The following is a 16,830-nucleotide window of genomic DNA, read 5'->3' on the forward strand; positions in this document are numbered from 1 at the left end:
ATATAGATGAATTATTATATCAAATCCCACCCGTAAAAACAAGGGATTGGAAATCAAAATGGAAGGGCCGCAAGAAATGTGGACAGATTGGATAAAATGCCATTGCACATCCCCGTCCCAGTTGCTATAATAGTTTTTACCAATCATTCAGGTATCTGCCTGGAAGTATTTGCGTCAGCCGAAGTTATCGGTTGACGCAATCTTCTCACCCCGAGCATTTACCGCTTTACTGTGTAAAGGAGACGAGTTCCATGCTGGATATTCAAGTCAAGCTGGCGGAGCAGCGCAAGCCCCTGCCCGACCCCGACACCCTGCAATTTGGCAAGGTGTTTACCGACCACATGTTTTTGATGAACTACGACGCCGGCCAGGGCTGGCACGATGCCCGGGTGGTGCCCTACGGCCCCCTGTCCATGGAGCCCTCCTGCATGGTGTTCCACTACGCCCAGGAAATTTTTGAGGGCTTGAAGGCCTACCGCACCCCGGAGGGCAAGGTGCAGCTGTTCCGCCCGGTGGAGAACGCCCGGCGGCTCAACTCCTCTTGCCAGCGCCTGTGCATCCCCGAGATTCCCGAGGAGGATTTCGTCCAGGCGGTGAAGGCCCTGGTGAAGGTGGATGAGGCCTGGGTGCCCAACAAGCTGGGTACCTCCCTGTATATCCGCCCCTTCATCATCGCCACCGACTGCTCCCTGGGTGTCCACGCCTCCCACAGCTACCTCTTCGCCATCATCTGCTGCCCTGTAGGCGCCTACTACCCCGAGGGCATCAACCCGGTGAAAATCTACGTGGAGAGCGAGGACGTGCGGGCGGTGCGGGGCGGCACCGGCTACACCAAGTGCGGCGGCAACTATGCCGCCTCCATCCGGGCCGGAGAGCGGGCAGAGGCCCAGGGCTACTCTCAGGTGCTGTGGCTGGACGGCGTGCACCGCAAGTATATTGAGGAAGTGGGGGCCATGAACGTGCTGTTCAAGGTCAACGGCACCGTCATCACCCCCCAGCTCACCGGCTCCGTGCTTCCCGGCATCACCCGCAAGAGCTGCCTGGAGCTTTTGAAGGATTGGGGCATTCCCGTGGAGGAGCGACTGGTCACCGCCCAGGAGCTGTTTGATGCCGCCAAGGCGGGCACCCTGGAAGAGGCCTGGGGCACCGGTACCGCCGCCGTGGTCTCCCCCATCGGCCTGCTGGCCTGGGAGGACCAGAAGGTGGAGGTCAGCGGCGGTCAAATCGGAGCGCTGACCCAGAAGCTGTACGACACCCTCACTGGCATCCAGTGGGGCACCATTCCCGACACCCACGGCTGGGTGGTACCCGTGGAATAAGTTGAAAAAGGACGCTGCATTCCATGTGCAGCGTCCCTTTTGTCTGAAATCCATGGGAGTGATGGAGAAGGTGCACCCTTCTTCAACTTTTCGCAATCAGGCTTGCCAGCCTGGTGGGGACGCTCCCCGCTGGGGGTTTCTTTTGAGCGGGCAAAAGAAACCAAAACCCGCTTAGGGCGTTCCCCCCTAAGGACCTCCCTTGGGGTGCGAGGCTGGAACTGCGTCAAGTCTCTATTCGGCCCGTCACCCTTGCTGCGGCCCCTGTTTGTGCCACCACACCAGGCTATCTTGGGCAGCTGGCCCTATAGCTAGGTGGTTTCCATGCCCGGGCCTACCTTGGAGAAGCGGCGTTCCCGCCGCTGGGAACCAGGCATCCGGTAGCTGGGAACAGCGGTTCACCAAGGTAAAGCCCTGGCGGTAGATGGACGCTCCAGCAGAGAAGTAGATACCCCCCATAGAACGCCAAGCCATCCATGTGACCTCACCGGGCCAAGGGCTGAAAATAGAACGGCGCACACTCCAACCAGTACCGGCGGGGTGGATTCCACAAGGCGGGGGAAGGCCCCGCCTTTGGCGATTCTTTCCCCGATTTCTCATCGCTGAGAAATCGGGCCCAGCGGAGCGCGTCCCCTGCCAGGGGCGCAGGTCCCACACCTGAGAAATAAGTCGAAAAAGCGGATGCAACTTCCACAGCTGCATCCGCTTTTGTGTATCTTTTACTTCTGGTACGCCTTGGCCGCCCCCACAAAGCCCCGGAACAGGGGATGGGCCCGGTTGGGTCGGCTCTTCAGCTCGGGGTGGAACTGGCCTGCCACAAACCAGGGGTGACCGGGCAGCTCCACCATCTCCACCAGCCGTCCATCCGGGGACAGGCCGGAGAGCACCAGCCCCGCCTTGGTTAGCTCCTCCCGGAAGGTGTTGTTTACCTCGTAGCGGTGGCGGTGGCGCTCGTGGATGTCCTGGACCCCGTAGATGTCAGCGGCCCGAGTGCCCTCCACCAGGTGGCAGGGGTAACTGCCCAGACGCATGGTGCCGCCCATGTCGGTGACCCCCACCTGGTCGGGCATCAGGTCAATGACGGGATGGGTGGTGGCGGGATTGAGTTCGGAGGAGTGGGCGTCGGTCATGCCGCACACATGGCGGGCAAACTCCACCACAGCCAGCTGCATGCCCAGGCAGATGCCCAGGAAGGGGATGTTGTTCTCCCGGGCGTAACGGATGGCGGAAATTTTGCCCTCAATGCCCCGGTTGCCAAAGCCGCCGGGCACCAGAATACCCTGCACGCCCTCCAGCACCTGGGCCACGTTGTCCTGGGTGACCGTCTCGGAGTCCACCCAGCGGATGTGCACCTTCACGTCGTTTTCAATGCCGCCGTGGGTGAGGGCCTCCACCACGGACAGGTAGGCGTCGTGGAGGGAGACGTACTTGCCCACCAAAGCGATCTCCACGGTGTCTTTCACGTTCTTGGCCCGGTACACCATGGTGGCCCACTCGGTGAGGTCGGGGGCGTGGCAGATGAGCCCCAGACGACGCACCACCACGTTGGCCAGCCCCTCCCGCTCCAGCATCAGGGGCACCTCATAGAGAATGTCGGCGGTGAGGTTGGGGATGGCGTTTTCCACCGGAATGTTACAGAACAGGGCAATCTTGTCCAAAATATCCTGGGGAATGGGGGCATCGCTGCGGCACATGATGACATCCGGCTGAATCCCCAGGCTCAACAGCTCCTTGGCCGAGTGCTGGGTGGGCTTGCTCTTGAGCTCCCCAGAGCCGGGAATGGAGACAATGAGGGAGACGTGAATGAACATCACGTCCTGACGCCCCCGCTCGGCGGCCACCTGCCGGATGGCCTCCAGGAAGGGCTGGGACTCAATGTCGCCCACGGTACCGCCGATCTCCACAATGGCCACATCGGTGTCGGGCCCCTCCAGAGAGTAGATGTTGGCCTTGATCTCGTTGGTGATGTGGGGGATGATCTGCACCGTGCCCCCCAGGTAGTCCCCGCGCCGCTCCCGGTTGAGCACGTTCCAGTACACCTTACCCGAGGACACCGAGGAGTTAAAGGTGAGGTTTTCGTCAATAAATCGCTCGTAATGGCCCAAATCCAGGTCGGTCTCCGCCCCGTCGTCGGTGACGAACACCTCCCCGTGCTGGTAGGGGCTCATGGTGCCCGGGTCCACGTTGAGGTAGGGGTCCAGCTTCTGCACCTTCACCCGCAGCCCCCGCTGTTTCAGCAGGCGGCCCAGAGAGGCGGCGGTGATGCCCTTGCCCAGACCGGACACCACACCCCCGGTGACAAAGATAAATTTCGTATTCATGGCCATATGTGCTTCCTCCTTTGGACAGGAAGATGCGCCCTTGCGCCGGACCCCATTGTCCGGCCCTGTCAAAAAATAATACGAAATATTTTACCCCCGTACCCCGGGACAAGTCAAGGCACGGCCTCGCCAATTTCCCGGGGGTACGGGGGTAAATTTCTGGTATAAAATGTAACTCTCTCACCCCTGGGCGTGGAGGGCGGCGATGATGCGCCGCTTGTACGCCAAAAATTCCGGGGTGAGGTTGAACTCCACGTGGCGGGGCCGGGGCTCTTGCACCACGATCTCGTCCCCAATGCGCCCGTCCATGAGCAGATAGATGCGGTCGGAGAGGAGGATGGCCTCGTCAATGTCGTGGGTGATGAAGAGGGTGGACAGGCGAATGTCCTCCATCACCTTCAAATACCACTCGTGCACCGAGGACTTGGTGAGGGTGTCCAGGGCGGAGAAGGGCTCGTCCAGCAGCGCCACGTTCTGGGAGAACAGGTAGGTGCGCAGCAGCGCCGCCCGCTGGCGCATGCCGCCGGACAGCTGCCCCGGCCACTTCTTCTCGGTGCCCTCCAGCCCGAACTGGGCAAACAGGGCGGCGGCCTGGGCCCGGGCCTCCTTCTTTTTCATTCCCCGCAGCATTAGGGGCAACGCCACGTTGTCCTCAATGGTGCGGTAGGGCAGCAACAGGTCCTTTTGCAGCATGTAGCTGATGCGGCCGGGCTGGCCCGTCACGTCCTCCCCGTCCAGAAATACCTGCCCTTCATCGGGTCGGAGCAGGCCGGAAATGACGTTAAACAGGGTGGTCTTTCCGCCGCCGCTCACCCCCAGCAGGCACACCAGTTCCCCCTCCTTGAGGTGGATGGACACGTCACGGAGGACCTGGTTGTCTCCAAAGGCCAGGCTGACGTTGCGTACTTCCAGCTTGTCCACGGTCACTTCTGGGGCAGGTAGTCGTTGGAGAATCCGGCGTTGGGGTCCACGGTGCCCTCCAGCAGCTGGTTGTCGTTGAGCCAGGTGAAGAAGCCGCTCCAGCGGTCCGGGTCCATCTCACCCCAGCGCTCCGCGTCCGCCTGGTACTCCTTGGCCAGGTACTTCTGGCTGGCCACCACCAGCTCCTCGTTGCTCTTGAGCTCGGGGGCGGCCTCCATGAGAATTTGGGCGGCCTCCTCGGGGTGCTCCATGGCGTACTCATAGCCCTGGGTCACAGCGGCCATAAATGCCTTAGACTCCTCTTCGTGCTCGCTGAGATAGGTGTTGTTGCCGATGATCACGGGGGTGTAGAAGTCAAACACCGGGTCAATGTCGGCAAATTCGAAGTAGTCGGTGTCCAGACCCGCCACCTCACAGGCGATGCCCGCCCAGCCGTAGTAAATCCAGATGGCGTCCACAGACTTGCTCTCCAGGGCAGACACCTCGTCGGTGACGGTGGAGGGGATGAGCTCCACCTTGGAGAAGTCGCCGCCGTCGGCCTCCATCACCTGCTGGATGGTGGCCTTCTCCACGGGCAGGTCCCAGGTGGCGTACTTGTGGCCCTCCAGGCCCTTGGGGGTGTCCATACCCTCTCCAGCCCGGGAGATGATGCCGGAGGTGTTGTGCTGGATGATGGCAGCCACAGCGGTGATGGGCAGGGGGTCGTCCCCAATGAGGCCGGGGGCGATGTAGTCCTGGAAGGACACGCCGAACTGGGCCTTGCCCGAGGCCACCAGCACCTCCGCGCCGTCCTCGGGGGGCTGCACCACCTCCACCTCCAGGCCGACATCCTCAAAATAGCCGTTGGCCATGGCCACATAGATGCCGGTGTGGTTGGTGTTGGGGGTCCAGTCCAGCACGAAGGTGATCTTCTCCAGGTCCTTCTCTCCGTCCTGGGTGTTGTTCTCGGTCTTCTGCCCGCAGGCAGTGAGAGACGCCGCCAGACCCAGGGTCAGCGCCCCGGCCAGCAGACGATACGTCCATTTCTTCATCATTTGTTCCTCCTCTTCTCCTCATCCACGGAGCGGTAGGGCATACACCGCCGCTCCAGCCACCCCACCAGGGCCATGAGGGCCAGGGACAGGGCGGAAATCAAAAAGATCACAGCAAACATCTTGTCAAAGGCAAAGGCCTTTTTCACCCGGGTCATGTACACGCCCAGGCCGCCGAAGCCGCCCAGCCACTCGCTGATGACGGCGCCCACGATGGAGTAGGCGGCGGCGATGCGCAGCCCGGAAAAGAACTGGGGCAGAGCCCAAGGGCATTTCAAGTAGCGGAAAATCTGCCACCGCCCCGCTCCCATGGAGCGCAGCAGCCCCACGGCGTCGGGGTCCACCCCCCGGAAGCCGTCCAGCAGCCCCACCGTCACCGGGAAAAAGGTGACCAGCACCACCAAAATAACCTTAGGAGTCATCTCGTAGCCAAACCACAACACCAGCAGGGGCGCAATGGCCACGGTGGGGATGGTCTGGGTGATAACCAGAATGGGGTAGAAAATCTTGTACAGCAGTTCAAAGGCATCCATGGCCACGGCGAACACAAAGCCCACCGCCACCCCGATGCACAGGCCCAAGGCGGCCTCCTGCAAGGTGATGAGCAGGTTTTCCCACAAGGATGGGGCGTCGGTGACAAAGGCGGTGACCACCTGCACCGGGGAGGGCAGCATGTAGCTGGGCACCAGCCCGGACACACACACCAGCTGCCACACCACCAGCAGCACCGCCACCCCGGCAATCCCGGGCAGTTTAGCCCTGGTGGTGTTTGGTAACTTTCTGATCAATGGTGAGAATCTCCCCTTCCGGCTCGTAGACCACCTTGATGTAGGCGGACACCTTGGGGGCCCCCGCCCGGACGGCCACGTGCTGGCACTCCTTGACAATATCCATGAGCTGGTCGTAGTTATCCCCCTCGATGGTGGTCTCAAAGGGGCCCACATAGTAGTTCAGGCCGGTGGAGCGGATGTAGTCGATGACCTCGTCCACCATGCGCACCAGTTCCTGGTCGTTGTCCGCCTGGGGCAGACTCTGAATGGCAACACTTGCTTTCATAGCACTTCCTCCATATCCATAAAAAATACCCCGCCGGCAATACCGGCGGGGCATGACAAAACACGGATGCTCCCTACGCTGGCATTACCCAGATCAGGTTAAGGGTCGCAGGATATACCTGCCTCTCAGCTCCTTCCCTGGAGCTCCCCTGTCAACATGCCAGTTTAGTCCTTTTTTCGGCGGTTGTCAACACTTTGTGTCCTGTGCCATCCTCCGTGATTCTCGGACCGATACCCTCTGCCCAATCATCACCGTCATGGTAAACCGCCGCTTCTCCGGATCATAGTCCCACTGGAAGTCCCCTTCATACTTTTTCAGGGCCTTGGCCACACTTTTCAGCCCAAAACCGTGGCCCTCTCCCCCCGCCTTGGTGGAGCGCAGCCCTTCTTCTCCCACAATGGGGGGCCGATCACAGCTGTTTTCCACCACCACCACCTGGTAGCCGTTGCGCAGGGCGGTGGCCAGCTCCACCCACTTTTCCTGGGAGTCCCGGGCGGCGGTGAGGGCGTTGTCCAGGAGGTTGCCCAGAATGGCCACCAGGTCGAAATCCTCCACGCCCTCCAGGTTGCACAGCTGCACATCATAGGTGAAGGCGATGTTCTTCAGCTCACAAGCGGTGACGTACTTGTCCACCATCACGTCCAGGGCCCGGTTGCCGCTGTGACAGCGGCGGGTGTATGCCTGGAGCTGCTGCTCCATCTGGGCGATGTATTGCTCCACTTTGGGGTCCTGGTTCAGGTTTCGGATGGCCTCCAGGTGATTTTTGGCGTCGTGGGCATAGCTTCTCAGCTGCTGATTCTGCCGCTCCAAAATCTCATAATAGGACTGCTCCATCTGGAGCTGTTCTTCCTTTTGGCGCTGGGCCAAGGCAATCCGTTTCCGCTCCCACCCCAGCTGGTACACCAACACCACCACTACTGTGGCCACGCACAGGGCCATGCTGACCATCAGCATCATCGTGCGCCCGGACATGGTCACCGGCTCCTGGGCTATGCCTTTGGCCAGCCATATCACCCCCGCCAGCACAGCGGCAGGACACAGATACACAGGCACCGGAAGCTTGGGCCGCCCCTTATCGCCTGCCACCAGATTGGCAATCACCAGGGCTCCCAGTTCAAAGAGCAGACAGGAGAGCGCCGCTTGTGTCATATCCAACGCCTCAAAAAAATCTCCATGCTGCTTGAACACAAATTCACGGGCAATCACCGCCGCCAGCACACGCAGGATGGAGAGGACCCCTGCGTATCCCACCACCCTCCAGGGTGAAATTCGGAAGGCCAGCCAGCCCATGGCAAAACAGACGACAAAAAAGGTGCCCACACCAGAAGCTTTCCATACAGACAGCCCCATATGGGACAGTTCCGCCACCAGCATGGGTTGTACCACCAAGACCGTAAGGCCCAGCAACAGCAACTCCCATTCGGGTATCCGCGGCTTTGCCAGCCGAGAAAAGAACAGATACATAATCACCAATTCCAGCAAGGCCACCACCGGAGAGGTGGCGAAGTTCCACTCTCCAAACAGTTCAATCATTCCTATCGCCTCCTCAAATAGTCAAACCAGTATTTGTGAAAGGCCGCCTGTCGCCGGGGCGCAATGGGGATACGCTCTCCGGTCACCAGATACAGCTCGGAATAGGCATATTTGGTCACATGGTGGAGGTTGACCAGAAAGGACTTGTGGACGGGATAGAAAAACAGGTTGGGCAGCTTCTCCTCCCACACCTCCAACCGATCCCCAGTGACATACCGCTGGGTCTCGGTTACCACCACCACCCGGCGGTTCTCCCGGGTGACATACAGTACATCATCCGCCAGCACCCGCACCTGGGCCTGCTGATTGTACACGAATACATCCACATAGACCCCGTCAATGTACTCCATGGCCTTGTCCAGCCCCGCATACAGCCGCTTCGGGTCAAAGGGCTTTTCCAGGTAGCGGAAGGCGTGGAGGTCCATGGCGTCGTCCTGGTACTCCCGGTAGGCGGTGACAAAGAACAGGGCCACCTTGCCGTTGCGGCGTTTCAGCTCATGGGCCAAGGTAATGCCGTCCACCCCCTCCATCTGAATGTCCAGAAAGGCCAGGGTATAGGCCGTCTGGCTGTCCATCACCTGCCGGGGGTCGGTGGCGGTGTCCAGGTGGGCGACAATGCCCCGTTGGGCCAGGTACGCCTGGACATGCTCCCGCACCTGCTCCAAAAATACGGGCTCATCATCGCAAATCAGCACATTCATCGCCACTTCTCACCCCCTGGTTTTCTGTTCAAAAATATCTTAGCATTCCCCTTGCTGGGCCGTCAACCGCCCCCCGTCCGCACTTTGACGGGATTTTCTTGCACTTGGACAAAAGGGCTTTTTTGCCTTGGAATTCCATGGTACAGTGAATACACCAAATCCCCACAGGAATCCAAAGGAGGGAATCGAGTATGTACTGCAAAGCCACCCGCACCCAGATCAAGCTGCTCCTGAGCCAGTGGGGCGCCCTGCTGGCCTTCCTGTTGCTGCTGGCCCTGGCCCTGAACAACTTCGTGGAGAACGTGCTGGAGTTCCAGGGCACCGACGCACTGCTCATGTATCATCCCGCCAAAATGCTCAGCCTCAGCCACAACAGAAGCTACTACATGGCAGACACCATCATGATGCTGGTACAGCTGGTCCCTCTGCTCATCTGCATCCCCGCCGCCCTCTCCCTGTCCAAGGAGCAGCACACCGGGGAGTCGGTGGCCATGGTGGCCCGGCTGGGCGCCCGCACCTATCTGTTTTCCAAGATCACCGCCGTATTCGTGGTGACCACCCTGGTGTTTTCCGTCCCCTTTTTCATTGAACTGGCCTTGAACTGCATCTCCTTCCCCCTCAAGGGTGCCGGAGACTTTGGAAACGGGAATCTGTACGGCTCGGAGTATATCGAAACCACCAAAAACTTTCTCTTCTATCCCATTTACCGCATTTCCCCCTACCTCTACACCGTGGTGGGGATTCTCCACTTCGGCATAGTCATGGGGCTGCTGGCCGCTGCCACCACCACCCTCTCCGCCCTGGTGCGGGTGAAATTCCGGGTGGTGCTCCTCCTCCCCGCCTTTCTCCTCCTCGAGCTGTCGGCATACCTGTCTCAATTCTTTGATGTATATTGGGCCCACTACGTCACCCTCTTCCACGGGGAGCCCCGCAATGACCTGGTCTTTGGGGTGGTCATTTTGGCCCTGCTGGCCTTCGTCATCCTGGGTACCCTGTGCGCTTCCCGAAAGGACTGGTTGTCATGAGGATGCGGCTGAAGCAAAACGCCTGGATGTTCCCCGCCGCTCTCTTTTTTGGGCTGTGGCTGTCCTGGTCCTACGTCAACCCCTATGGAGGTGTCACCTCTCTGTCCTCCCTGGTGTGTCAGCTCAGCGGAGCCCGGGGAGACTTCTCCTTGGATATCAACCTCCATGCACTGCTGGACCTCACCCTTCGACTGCTCCCCTCGCTGATCTTCCAGGCTCTGGCGGGCATCTCCCTCTACCGCCACACCTGCACCGCCAGCGTCTACGTCTTTTCCCGCATGCCCAACCGCCTGAAATGGTATGGGAAGGAGTGCGGCATCCTGGCCCTGCAAACCCTGCTCTACCAGGCTCTGGTGCTGGCCACAGCGGTGGGGCTGGCTGCGGTGCGCTGGACCATCACCGATGTCTCCCAGGGGCTTCCGGTCCTGCTCATCCACCTGACCCTCTGGAGTCTGTGGACCTTCACCTTCACCTTGGGCGTCAATCTGTTGGCCATCTATGTGGGCAGCTCTGCCGCCTTTGCCGCCCTGGCCGGGGTCCAGGTGGCGTGCATCGGTGCACTCATCGCCCTGGTCCCCCTCATCGAGCAGCCCGAACTGGCCCAGCAGTTCCTGCGCATCAATCCCGTCAGCTGCCTGGTCCTCAGCTGGCACAGAAGCATATTCCCCTCGTCCAGCTATACCCTGTCTGTGGGGGACTCCCTGACCTTTTTGCTCCTGGCCGCCGTGGTGGTGGCAGCGGTGGGCGGCTGGTTGATCCGCCGCCACGACTTACTCAAAACAGAAATGGATGGAGGGTAACGGATATGAAACTCACCGCAGAACATGTATATAAGACCATTCACGGGGCCCCCATCCTCCAGGATGTGGACCTCACCCTGGAGGGGGGCACCATCTACGGCTTTGTGGGCCGCAACGGCAGCGGCAAGACCATGCTGTTCCGGGCCCTGTCAGGGCTGATGAAGCTGACCCGGGGCACCGTCACCCTGGACGGTCAGGTGCTGGGCCAGGACTTCGCCGTTCTGCCCAGCCTGGGCATCGTGCTGGAGCATGTGGGGATGTACCCCAACCTCACCGGGGCGGAAAATCTGCGCTATCTGGCAGGCTTGACCCGCCGGGCGGGGGAGTCAGACATCCGAACCGCCATCGAACGGGTGGGCCTGGACCCTGACGACAAGCGCACCTACCGCAAGTACTCCCTGGGCATGAAGCAGCGGCTGGCCATCGCCCAGGCCATCATGGAAAAGCCGGATGTGCTCATGTTGGACGAGCCCACCAACGGCCTGGATGACGACGGCGTGCGAAAGATCCGGGACTTGATCCTGGTGGAAAAGGCCCGGGGGGCCATCGTCCTGCTGGCCAGCCACAACCAAGAGGATATCCGCATCCTGTCCGACCATCTGTTCCGCATGGAACAGGGAAGATTGGAGGAATTGTCATGAAACCACTGCGATGGATTCCCCCCATTCTCATTTGCCTGGTGGTGGTGGGCTTCGGCCTGTTCGGGGTCAAGTACCGCTCCACCTACACCGACCTCACCGCCCAGCCCAACTACACCCAGGACTTTATGGTGGCGGAACTCTCCGGAGAGATGTGTACAGATGCGTGCCAGTATGCAGCCCAGGAGCTGCCCAAATCCCCCATCATCGCCCGGGTCACGCCCACCGAGGAGCTGGAGCCTCTGTGTCGCGCCGCTCGGCAGAAGTTCCAGGTGCTCCAAGTATTCAAGGGGGAGGGCCTGACCCCGGGCGATACCATCTATATTGGGAAGGAACATGGCTGGAGCATCCTCCCCAACAGCAACCCCAGTTCCCTGGAGTACGGCTATACCAACGCCCCACAACCGGGGCGGGAGTACCTGGTCTTTCTCTCCGGTCAGGCAGAAATCGTAGACGGCTTCCCCACCATCCCCACCTATCTGATGCCGAATTTCGCCCGGGTCACCCCCACCCCCTTCTTCTGCTATGAGGATTTTGGCACCATGGAGGTGGTGCCCTGTGATGGCTTTGGCACCTATGTCCCCTATTCCCAGGTGTCCGGCAACGAATTTTTCTCCACGACCCAAGAGGGGCTGGAGAGGATGCTGGAGCTCAAGCACTCCCTTCTGGAGCAGTACCCCAGAGGTGCATAAGAGCCACAAAACACGGGTCATAACCCAAACTCAAACCACTTCTGTCCCCCCCCCGAAATAACAAAAGATTGGAGGAATCGTCATGAAAAAGAGGAAACAGAGTTTCTTACATCTGGTTACCCTGCTGGCCTTTCTGGCCCTGATAGGTGCGGGGGTATTCTGGGCCATCCACCAGCAATCCGCCCCCACCGCTGATGCCCAGGATGGGCCAACCGCTCTGGAACTGGAGGACTTGACCCCCTTGTCCGTCCCTCTCCTCCCGGATGAAGCCTGTTCCACCGCCGCCCAAGAGATGGTGGAGCAGTTGCCCGACTCCCCCATCATCGCCCGTGTGGAAGCCACCTCCTCTTCCATGTCCCATGACGGGGCCATGGTACAGCGCTTTTATGTGGTGGATGTGTATGCCGGGGAAGGACTACAGAATGGTGATCTCATTTGGCTCACCAGCTCCCAGTGGAAACTTCCTGAGTCCCCCACATCGGGCCATCTACAGACCGGCTATGTCAATCTGCCCCAAAATAACTGGGAATACTTGGTGTTTCTCCAGGGGCCAGCGGATGAGTTCCAGCCCATCTACGAACAGCCTGTCTACCAGCTCCGGGACGATCTCACCCTTACCCCCATTCTCTGCTGTACCGATTGGAACGCAGAGGTGGAGGAAGGCCAGGGGGACACGATGTTGTACAAGGAAGCACGCTGGCACGAATTTTGCACCCAGACCCAGCAGGGCACGGACACCCTCATGGAAGCCAAGCACCAGGTGATTGCTCAATTTTCTGTAAACGAGTGAGAAAAAGCCCCGAATGCAGTGGCATTCGAGGGCAACCAAACCAAAAAGCATAAAACAAAAATCCCGAATGCGCTTGCATTCGGGATTTTTTAAATATCACAACAATATAGATACCCTTATACCTGATTCTTTTTCGCTGTGTTGATGGAAGCAATGAGCAATCGCTTGACCTCGGTACATTGTTTCAAAATGGTAGGATCATCATAGTAGCCACTTTCAATGAGCAGCTCCAGCCAGTATTCGCTTTCCGAACGTTCTTTCAGTGCGATTTGCAATTTTGCAATAAAATCAGCCTTTCCATGGGCATACATGGCTTCCCGGATGTTGGCACCGATGCTGGTTCCCGAGCGAATGAGTTGATTGGTCAAGACGCTTTCCCGTTTGGAGTGTTTAATCTCATTGCACACTTTGATGATTTCCAACGCAAATGCCTTGGATTTATCTTGAAGGGGACTGGGCATAATCTTCTCCCCAAAAATAAAATCCGTGCCGCCTTGCGGCACACCTTACTTCTTCACTATTCACTATTACTTATTCACTTCCAAAAATCGACCCATCCAGTTTAGTGAAGAGTGAAAAGTGAATAGCGAATAAGTAAAAATCGACAAGCCCCTGACGGTGCTTGTCGATTTTTGGTGCCGGTGGCCGGACTCGAACCGGCACGGTGTCGCCACCGGTGGATTTTGAGTCCACTACGTCTACCAATTCCATCACACCGGCATGGTGCGAATGGTATTATACTATATTATTTCCCATTTCGCAAGAGAAAATTTTGTTATTTTCCCTCTTCCCTCTCCGCTGCCAGACTGGAATCTACGGTTTCAGGGATTGACGAAATGGTGCAAAACGTGTACTATATGTGTATCTATGGTCAACGGAGGTATGACACCATGGTTCGTAAAAAAGATTCCAACGTGGTGCACTGTGCATCCTGCGGCGAGGATTACAGTGCCACATATAAGTTCTGTCCCTTCTGCGGCGGCGCTCAAACCCCCACCAGCCAGCCCGCCATGGCCGACGAGAGCGGCTATGAATTTGACGGACAGGATGTGTTTGATCGCCCCGACGCCCAGCCCGCCGGAAAGGGCGGCAAGCGTCTGCCCGGAGCCGGCGGTCAGGCTCCCACTCCGCCCCCGCCCATCAACTGGCCCCGACTGATCACCTTCCTGTGCTCTCTGGTCATCATCGCCGCCGCTCTGGTGATGGTGTTCACCGTGGTCTACCCCCATCTGCGGGATGTGACCAACCCCGATGCCAACCCCTCCGCGTCGGTATCCGTGTCCCCCACCGCCACCCTGTCCCCTGAAGGCCTGGCTGGCATGACCCTGGACACCACCGACTTCACCCTCCAGCCCCAGCAGACCCACACCCTCACCGTCACCTTCGACCCCGCCGATTGGGAGGGCACCGTCTCCTGGTCCTCTTCCGATGAGACCTGCGCCACCGTAGACGAGGACGGCGTGGTCACCAACGTCAATGCTTCCGGTACCCAGCGCCGGGCCGTGATTACCGCCACCGCAGGCGGCCAGACCGTGACCTGCACCGTGTACTGCCAGTCCACGGCTCCCGTCACCCCCGCCCCCACGGCCGAGCCCACGCCCGAACCCACTCCTGAGTCCGGTGACATCCCCAACGGCTCCAAGGGCACCATCATGAACGCCGCCAACGGCCTGCGGGTGCGCTCCGGCCCCGGCACCAGCTATGACGTGCTGGCCAGCCTGAAAAACGGCGACTCCATCACCGTGGTCTCCTACGCCGGGGACAACTGGTATGAGATCCGCTATTCCAGCACCAAGATCGGCTACATCATGGGCGACTACATCAACGCCAACTAAATTCAGCTTTTTGTACATAACACCACTGCAAGGGAGCTTGCGGTGGTGTTATGTTTCCATCTTGCAATTCTTTTCCATCCGCTACCTCTTCTCCCACAAGCTCAAGGGCGCCACCCTGGCCTTCTTTGTCACCCTGGCCTGCACCGTGCTCTTTGACCTGTCCATTGCCATTGTGGCGGGTATGGCCCTGTGCTGCGTGATCTTCACCGTCAAGTGCGTGCAGCATGTGGAGGTGACCATCAGCGAGGTGGACCCCCAGCGGCTCCAGCGCATCAACCTGTCCTATCACCCCCGCCACTCCTCGGTGCGGGTGGTGTACATCTCCGGGGCCATCTTCTTCGGCTCTGCCGGGTATCTGGAGCGGTCCCTGGCCCAGCTGCCCGAGGACACCACCTCGGTGATTCTCTCGGTGCGAGGCGTGTCCACCGTGGACGCCACAGGCATCCAGACCTTCTCCCGGTTCATCCAAGCCCAGCAGGCCCACGGCACCCGGGTCTTCTTTACCGGAGCCAGCCCCGCCTTCCGCACCGCCATGGACCGGGGCGGCGTCACCCAGCTGGTGGGCGAGTCCGCCTTCTACTGGAGCGCCATGGACGCTCTGTCCGACATCGCCCAGGAATCCCAGACCGTCTAAGTTTCTTTTTCCCGCCCACCCTCCGGTGGGCGGGAATCTTTCTTGCAGTTTTGCCCCAGTTCTGGTATACTGGAGAAAATTCATACCTAACAGGAGGTATTTCTTTCATGCTTACCGTTGACCATATCAGTGTGATGAATCTGGAAAACGCCATGCGGGGCGCCCGCAATCCCCTGAACAGCTGGGCCCGCAGCGACAGCCACTACGACGAGCAGGGCAACTACATTCTGGGTGAAAACGACCTTGGCCTGGCCCAGCGCCTGTGCTCGGCCGGCACCGACCACCGGAAGTTCATCCGTCAGATTATGGTGTCCATGGACATCACCGCCCCCATGTACTGGTGGAAGGAGTTTGACACCTACAAGGTGGGCACCGTGGCCAACTCCACCTCTACCATGCACAAAATCCACGCCAAGGCCTTTGAGCGCAGCGACTTCAGCTGTGACCACATGACCCCTGAAACCCTGGCCCACTTCGACGGCACCATCGCCTACTTAGAGCAGGTGCGCAACCGCTATCTGGAGACCAAGGACAAGACCCACTGGTATGACCTCATCCAGCTGCTCCCCTCCAGCTACAACCAGATGCGCACCGTCACCCTCAACTATGAGGTGCTGGCCAACATCTATTATGCCCGGCGCAATCACAAGCTGGACGAGTGGCACACCCTATGTGACGTGATTCTCACCCTGCCTTACGCCAAGGAGCTCATTGGAGCCTGCGAGAAATGAGGCGATCACAGCCCCGGGACCGGGGGTTCCGGGGCTGCTGAAAAAAACTTTGATTTTTTTGAGAAAACATGTTGACAATAGGGGGGACCCCTGCTATAATAACCTTCGCTGCAAACGTGATGTGCCACACACGCTGGTGTAGCTCAGCTGGTAGAGCAGCTGATTTGTAATCAGCAGGTCGGGGGTTCGAATCCGTCCACCAGCTCCACGTTTCTACAATTTCATATGGAGGAGTACCCAAGTGGCCAAAGGGGGCAGACTGTAAATCTGTTGTCTTCGACTTCGATGGTTCGAATCCATCCTCCTCCACCAAAAAAGGCAACCTCAAATGAGGTTGCTTTTTTTCATCTGAGGGTGGGTTCGAAAGCCGGCTCTTAGCAGAGTGCCAGTGGCACTCTGCAACCGGCGTGGCTTTTCCGCAGAAAAGCGAATCCATCCTCCTCCACCAAAAATCGACAAGCACCGTTAGGGGCTTGTCGATTTTTACTTCTTCCCTCTTCCCTCTTCACTCTTCCCTAAAACCGATGGGTCGATTTTTGGAAGGTAAGAAGTAATAGTGAATAGGTAATAAGTATGGTGTGCCTCCGGCACGGATTTCAAACGAGGCGGAGACCTGAAGAATTCCCCAGCCCAACGCCTCCCTCAGGGAGGGAGCCTGTAGCAGGTACCCGAGGGCATTGGCACAATGGGCGGAACCGTGCAGGGTGGCCGTGAAGGCAGGTGGAGGTCTATGCTCTGGCAATTGCGTAACCTTTCCGCCCGCTTGCTCCCTCAGACTGCCCTTAGGGGCAGCCAGCTCCCTCCCG

The 16,830-nt window shown here is 59.2% G+C and carries 17 protein-coding genes, 3 tRNA genes and 1 riboswitch; of the genes, 11 read left to right on the plus strand and 9 right to left on the minus strand.

Annotation, left to right across the window (positions count from 1 at the left end):
* Positions 1-251 precede the first annotated feature (251 nt).
* The gene (locus tag B5F22_RS08435; RefSeq protein ID WP_087392221.1) at positions 252-1,319 is read left to right on the plus strand and encodes a branched-chain amino acid aminotransferase; all 1,068 of its coding nucleotides are present in this window, start codon (positions 252-254) and stop codon (positions 1,317-1,319) included.
* A 716-nt stretch (positions 1,320-2,035) separates the two neighbouring features.
* On the opposite strand, the gene B5F22_RS08440 is transcribed toward B5F22_RS08435, so the two are convergent.
* The 7 genes from B5F22_RS08440 to B5F22_RS08470 form a co-directional block, all read right to left on the minus strand.
* Positions 2,036-3,637, minus strand: a complete 1,602-nt coding sequence (locus B5F22_RS08440) for a CTP synthase (protein WP_087392245.1) — start codon at positions 3,635-3,637, stop codon at positions 2,036-2,038.
* A 180-nt stretch (positions 3,638-3,817) separates the two neighbouring features.
* Entirely contained in the window at positions 3,818-4,564 is a 747-nt protein-coding gene (locus tag B5F22_RS08445; protein WP_343223937.1) for an ABC transporter ATP-binding protein, read from the minus strand.
* Positions 4,561-5,589: an ABC transporter substrate-binding protein gene (locus B5F22_RS08450; protein ID WP_204210563.1), complete on the minus strand. Its 1,029-nt coding sequence runs from the start codon at positions 5,587-5,589 to the stop codon at positions 4,561-4,563. The genes B5F22_RS08445 and B5F22_RS08450 overlap by 4 nt, the downstream gene beginning before the upstream one ends.
* Positions 5,589-6,377: an ABC transporter permease gene (locus B5F22_RS08455; RefSeq protein ID WP_087392224.1), complete on the minus strand. Its 789-nt coding sequence runs from the start codon at positions 6,375-6,377 to the stop codon at positions 5,589-5,591. The genes B5F22_RS08450 and B5F22_RS08455 overlap by 1 nt, the downstream gene beginning before the upstream one ends.
* Entirely contained in the window at positions 6,343-6,645 is a 303-nt protein-coding gene (locus tag B5F22_RS08460) for a thiamine-binding protein (RefSeq protein WP_087369412.1), read from the minus strand. The genes B5F22_RS08455 and B5F22_RS08460 overlap by 35 nt, the downstream gene beginning before the upstream one ends.
* Positions 6,646-6,698: 53 nt before the next feature.
* Positions 6,699-6,805: riboswitch (TPP riboswitch) on the minus strand.
* Positions 6,806-6,831: 26 nt separating this feature from the next.
* Positions 6,832-8,178, minus strand: coding sequence for a GHKL domain-containing protein (locus B5F22_RS08465; RefSeq protein WP_087392225.1), 1,347 nt, complete (start codon positions 8,176-8,178; stop codon positions 6,832-6,834).
* A 2-nt stretch (positions 8,179-8,180) separates the two neighbouring features.
* A complete protein-coding gene (locus B5F22_RS08470) occupies positions 8,181-8,879 on the minus strand; it encodes a LytTR family DNA-binding domain-containing protein (protein WP_087392226.1) in 699 nt (232 codons plus the stop codon).
* A 191-nt stretch (positions 8,880-9,070) separates the two neighbouring features.
* On the opposite strand from B5F22_RS08470, the gene B5F22_RS08475 reads away from it, so the two are divergent.
* The 5 genes from B5F22_RS08475 (at position 9,071) to B5F22_RS08495 (ending at position 12,824) form a co-directional block, all read left to right on the plus strand.
* Positions 9,071-9,904 carry a hypothetical protein gene (locus B5F22_RS08475; protein WP_087392227.1) on the plus strand — a complete coding sequence of 278 codons (834 nt, stop codon included), beginning with the start codon at positions 9,071-9,073 and terminating at the stop codon, positions 9,902-9,904.
* Positions 9,901-10,704 (plus strand): hypothetical protein, encoded by an 804-nt coding sequence (locus B5F22_RS08480; RefSeq protein ID WP_143482219.1) that lies wholly within the window; start codon positions 9,901-9,903, stop codon positions 10,702-10,704. The genes B5F22_RS08475 and B5F22_RS08480 overlap by 4 nt, the downstream gene beginning before the upstream one ends.
* 5 nt (positions 10,705-10,709) lie before the next feature.
* Positions 10,710-11,345 carry an ATP-binding cassette domain-containing protein gene (locus tag B5F22_RS08485; RefSeq protein ID WP_087392229.1) on the plus strand — a complete coding sequence of 212 codons (636 nt, stop codon included), beginning with the start codon at positions 10,710-10,712 and terminating at the stop codon, positions 11,343-11,345.
* On the plus strand, positions 11,342-12,034 hold the full coding sequence (locus B5F22_RS08490) for a hypothetical protein (RefSeq protein WP_087392230.1): 693 nt from the start codon (positions 11,342-11,344) through the stop codon (positions 12,032-12,034). The genes B5F22_RS08485 and B5F22_RS08490 overlap by 4 nt, the downstream gene beginning before the upstream one ends.
* Positions 12,035-12,116: 82 nt before the next feature.
* Positions 12,117-12,824: a hypothetical protein gene (locus B5F22_RS08495; protein WP_087392231.1), complete on the plus strand. Its 708-nt coding sequence runs from the start codon at positions 12,117-12,119 to the stop codon at positions 12,822-12,824.
* A 116-nt stretch (positions 12,825-12,940) separates the two neighbouring features.
* Here the strand turns inward: B5F22_RS08495 and B5F22_RS08500 are convergent, their stop codons facing one another.
* Together B5F22_RS08500 and B5F22_RS08505 are read right to left on the minus strand one after the other, a co-directional pair.
* Positions 12,941-13,327, minus strand: coding sequence for a four helix bundle protein (locus tag B5F22_RS08500; protein ID WP_242955087.1), 387 nt, complete (start codon positions 13,325-13,327; stop codon positions 12,941-12,943).
* Positions 13,328-13,457: 130 nt separating this feature from the next.
* A tRNA-Leu gene (locus tag B5F22_RS08505) sits at positions 13,458-13,544 on the minus strand.
* Between the two features lie 170 nt (positions 13,545-13,714).
* Here B5F22_RS08505 and B5F22_RS08510 point away from each other — a divergent pair.
* The 5 genes from B5F22_RS08510 to B5F22_RS08530 all read left to right on the plus strand — a co-directional run bounded on the left by B5F22_RS08510 (position 13,715) and on the right by B5F22_RS08530 (position 16,336).
* Positions 13,715-14,659 carry an SH3 domain-containing protein gene (locus tag B5F22_RS08510; protein ID WP_158096664.1) on the plus strand — a complete coding sequence of 315 codons (945 nt, stop codon included), beginning with the start codon at positions 13,715-13,717 and terminating at the stop codon, positions 14,657-14,659.
* A gap of 61 nt (positions 14,660-14,720) precedes the next feature.
* Positions 14,721-15,293: an STAS domain-containing protein gene (locus B5F22_RS08515; RefSeq protein WP_158096665.1), complete on the plus strand. Its 573-nt coding sequence runs from the start codon at positions 14,721-14,723 to the stop codon at positions 15,291-15,293.
* Positions 15,294-15,400: 107 nt separating this feature from the next.
* The gene (locus B5F22_RS08520) at positions 15,401-16,024 is read left to right on the plus strand and encodes a hypothetical protein (protein ID WP_087232126.1); all 624 of its coding nucleotides are present in this window, start codon (positions 15,401-15,403) and stop codon (positions 16,022-16,024) included.
* Between the two features lie 132 nt (positions 16,025-16,156).
* Positions 16,157-16,232: transfer RNA gene (locus B5F22_RS08525), tRNA-Thr, on the plus strand.
* A 19-nt stretch (positions 16,233-16,251) separates the two neighbouring features.
* Positions 16,252-16,336: transfer RNA gene (locus B5F22_RS08530), tRNA-Tyr, on the plus strand.
* The last annotated feature ends 494 nt before the right edge of the window (positions 16,337-16,830 follow it).

Origin of the sequence: Pseudoflavonifractor sp. An187 (assembly GCF_002160275.1) — a bacterium.
Taxonomy (GTDB): domain Bacteria; phylum Bacillota; class Clostridia; order Oscillospirales; family Oscillospiraceae; genus Enterenecus; species Enterenecus faecium.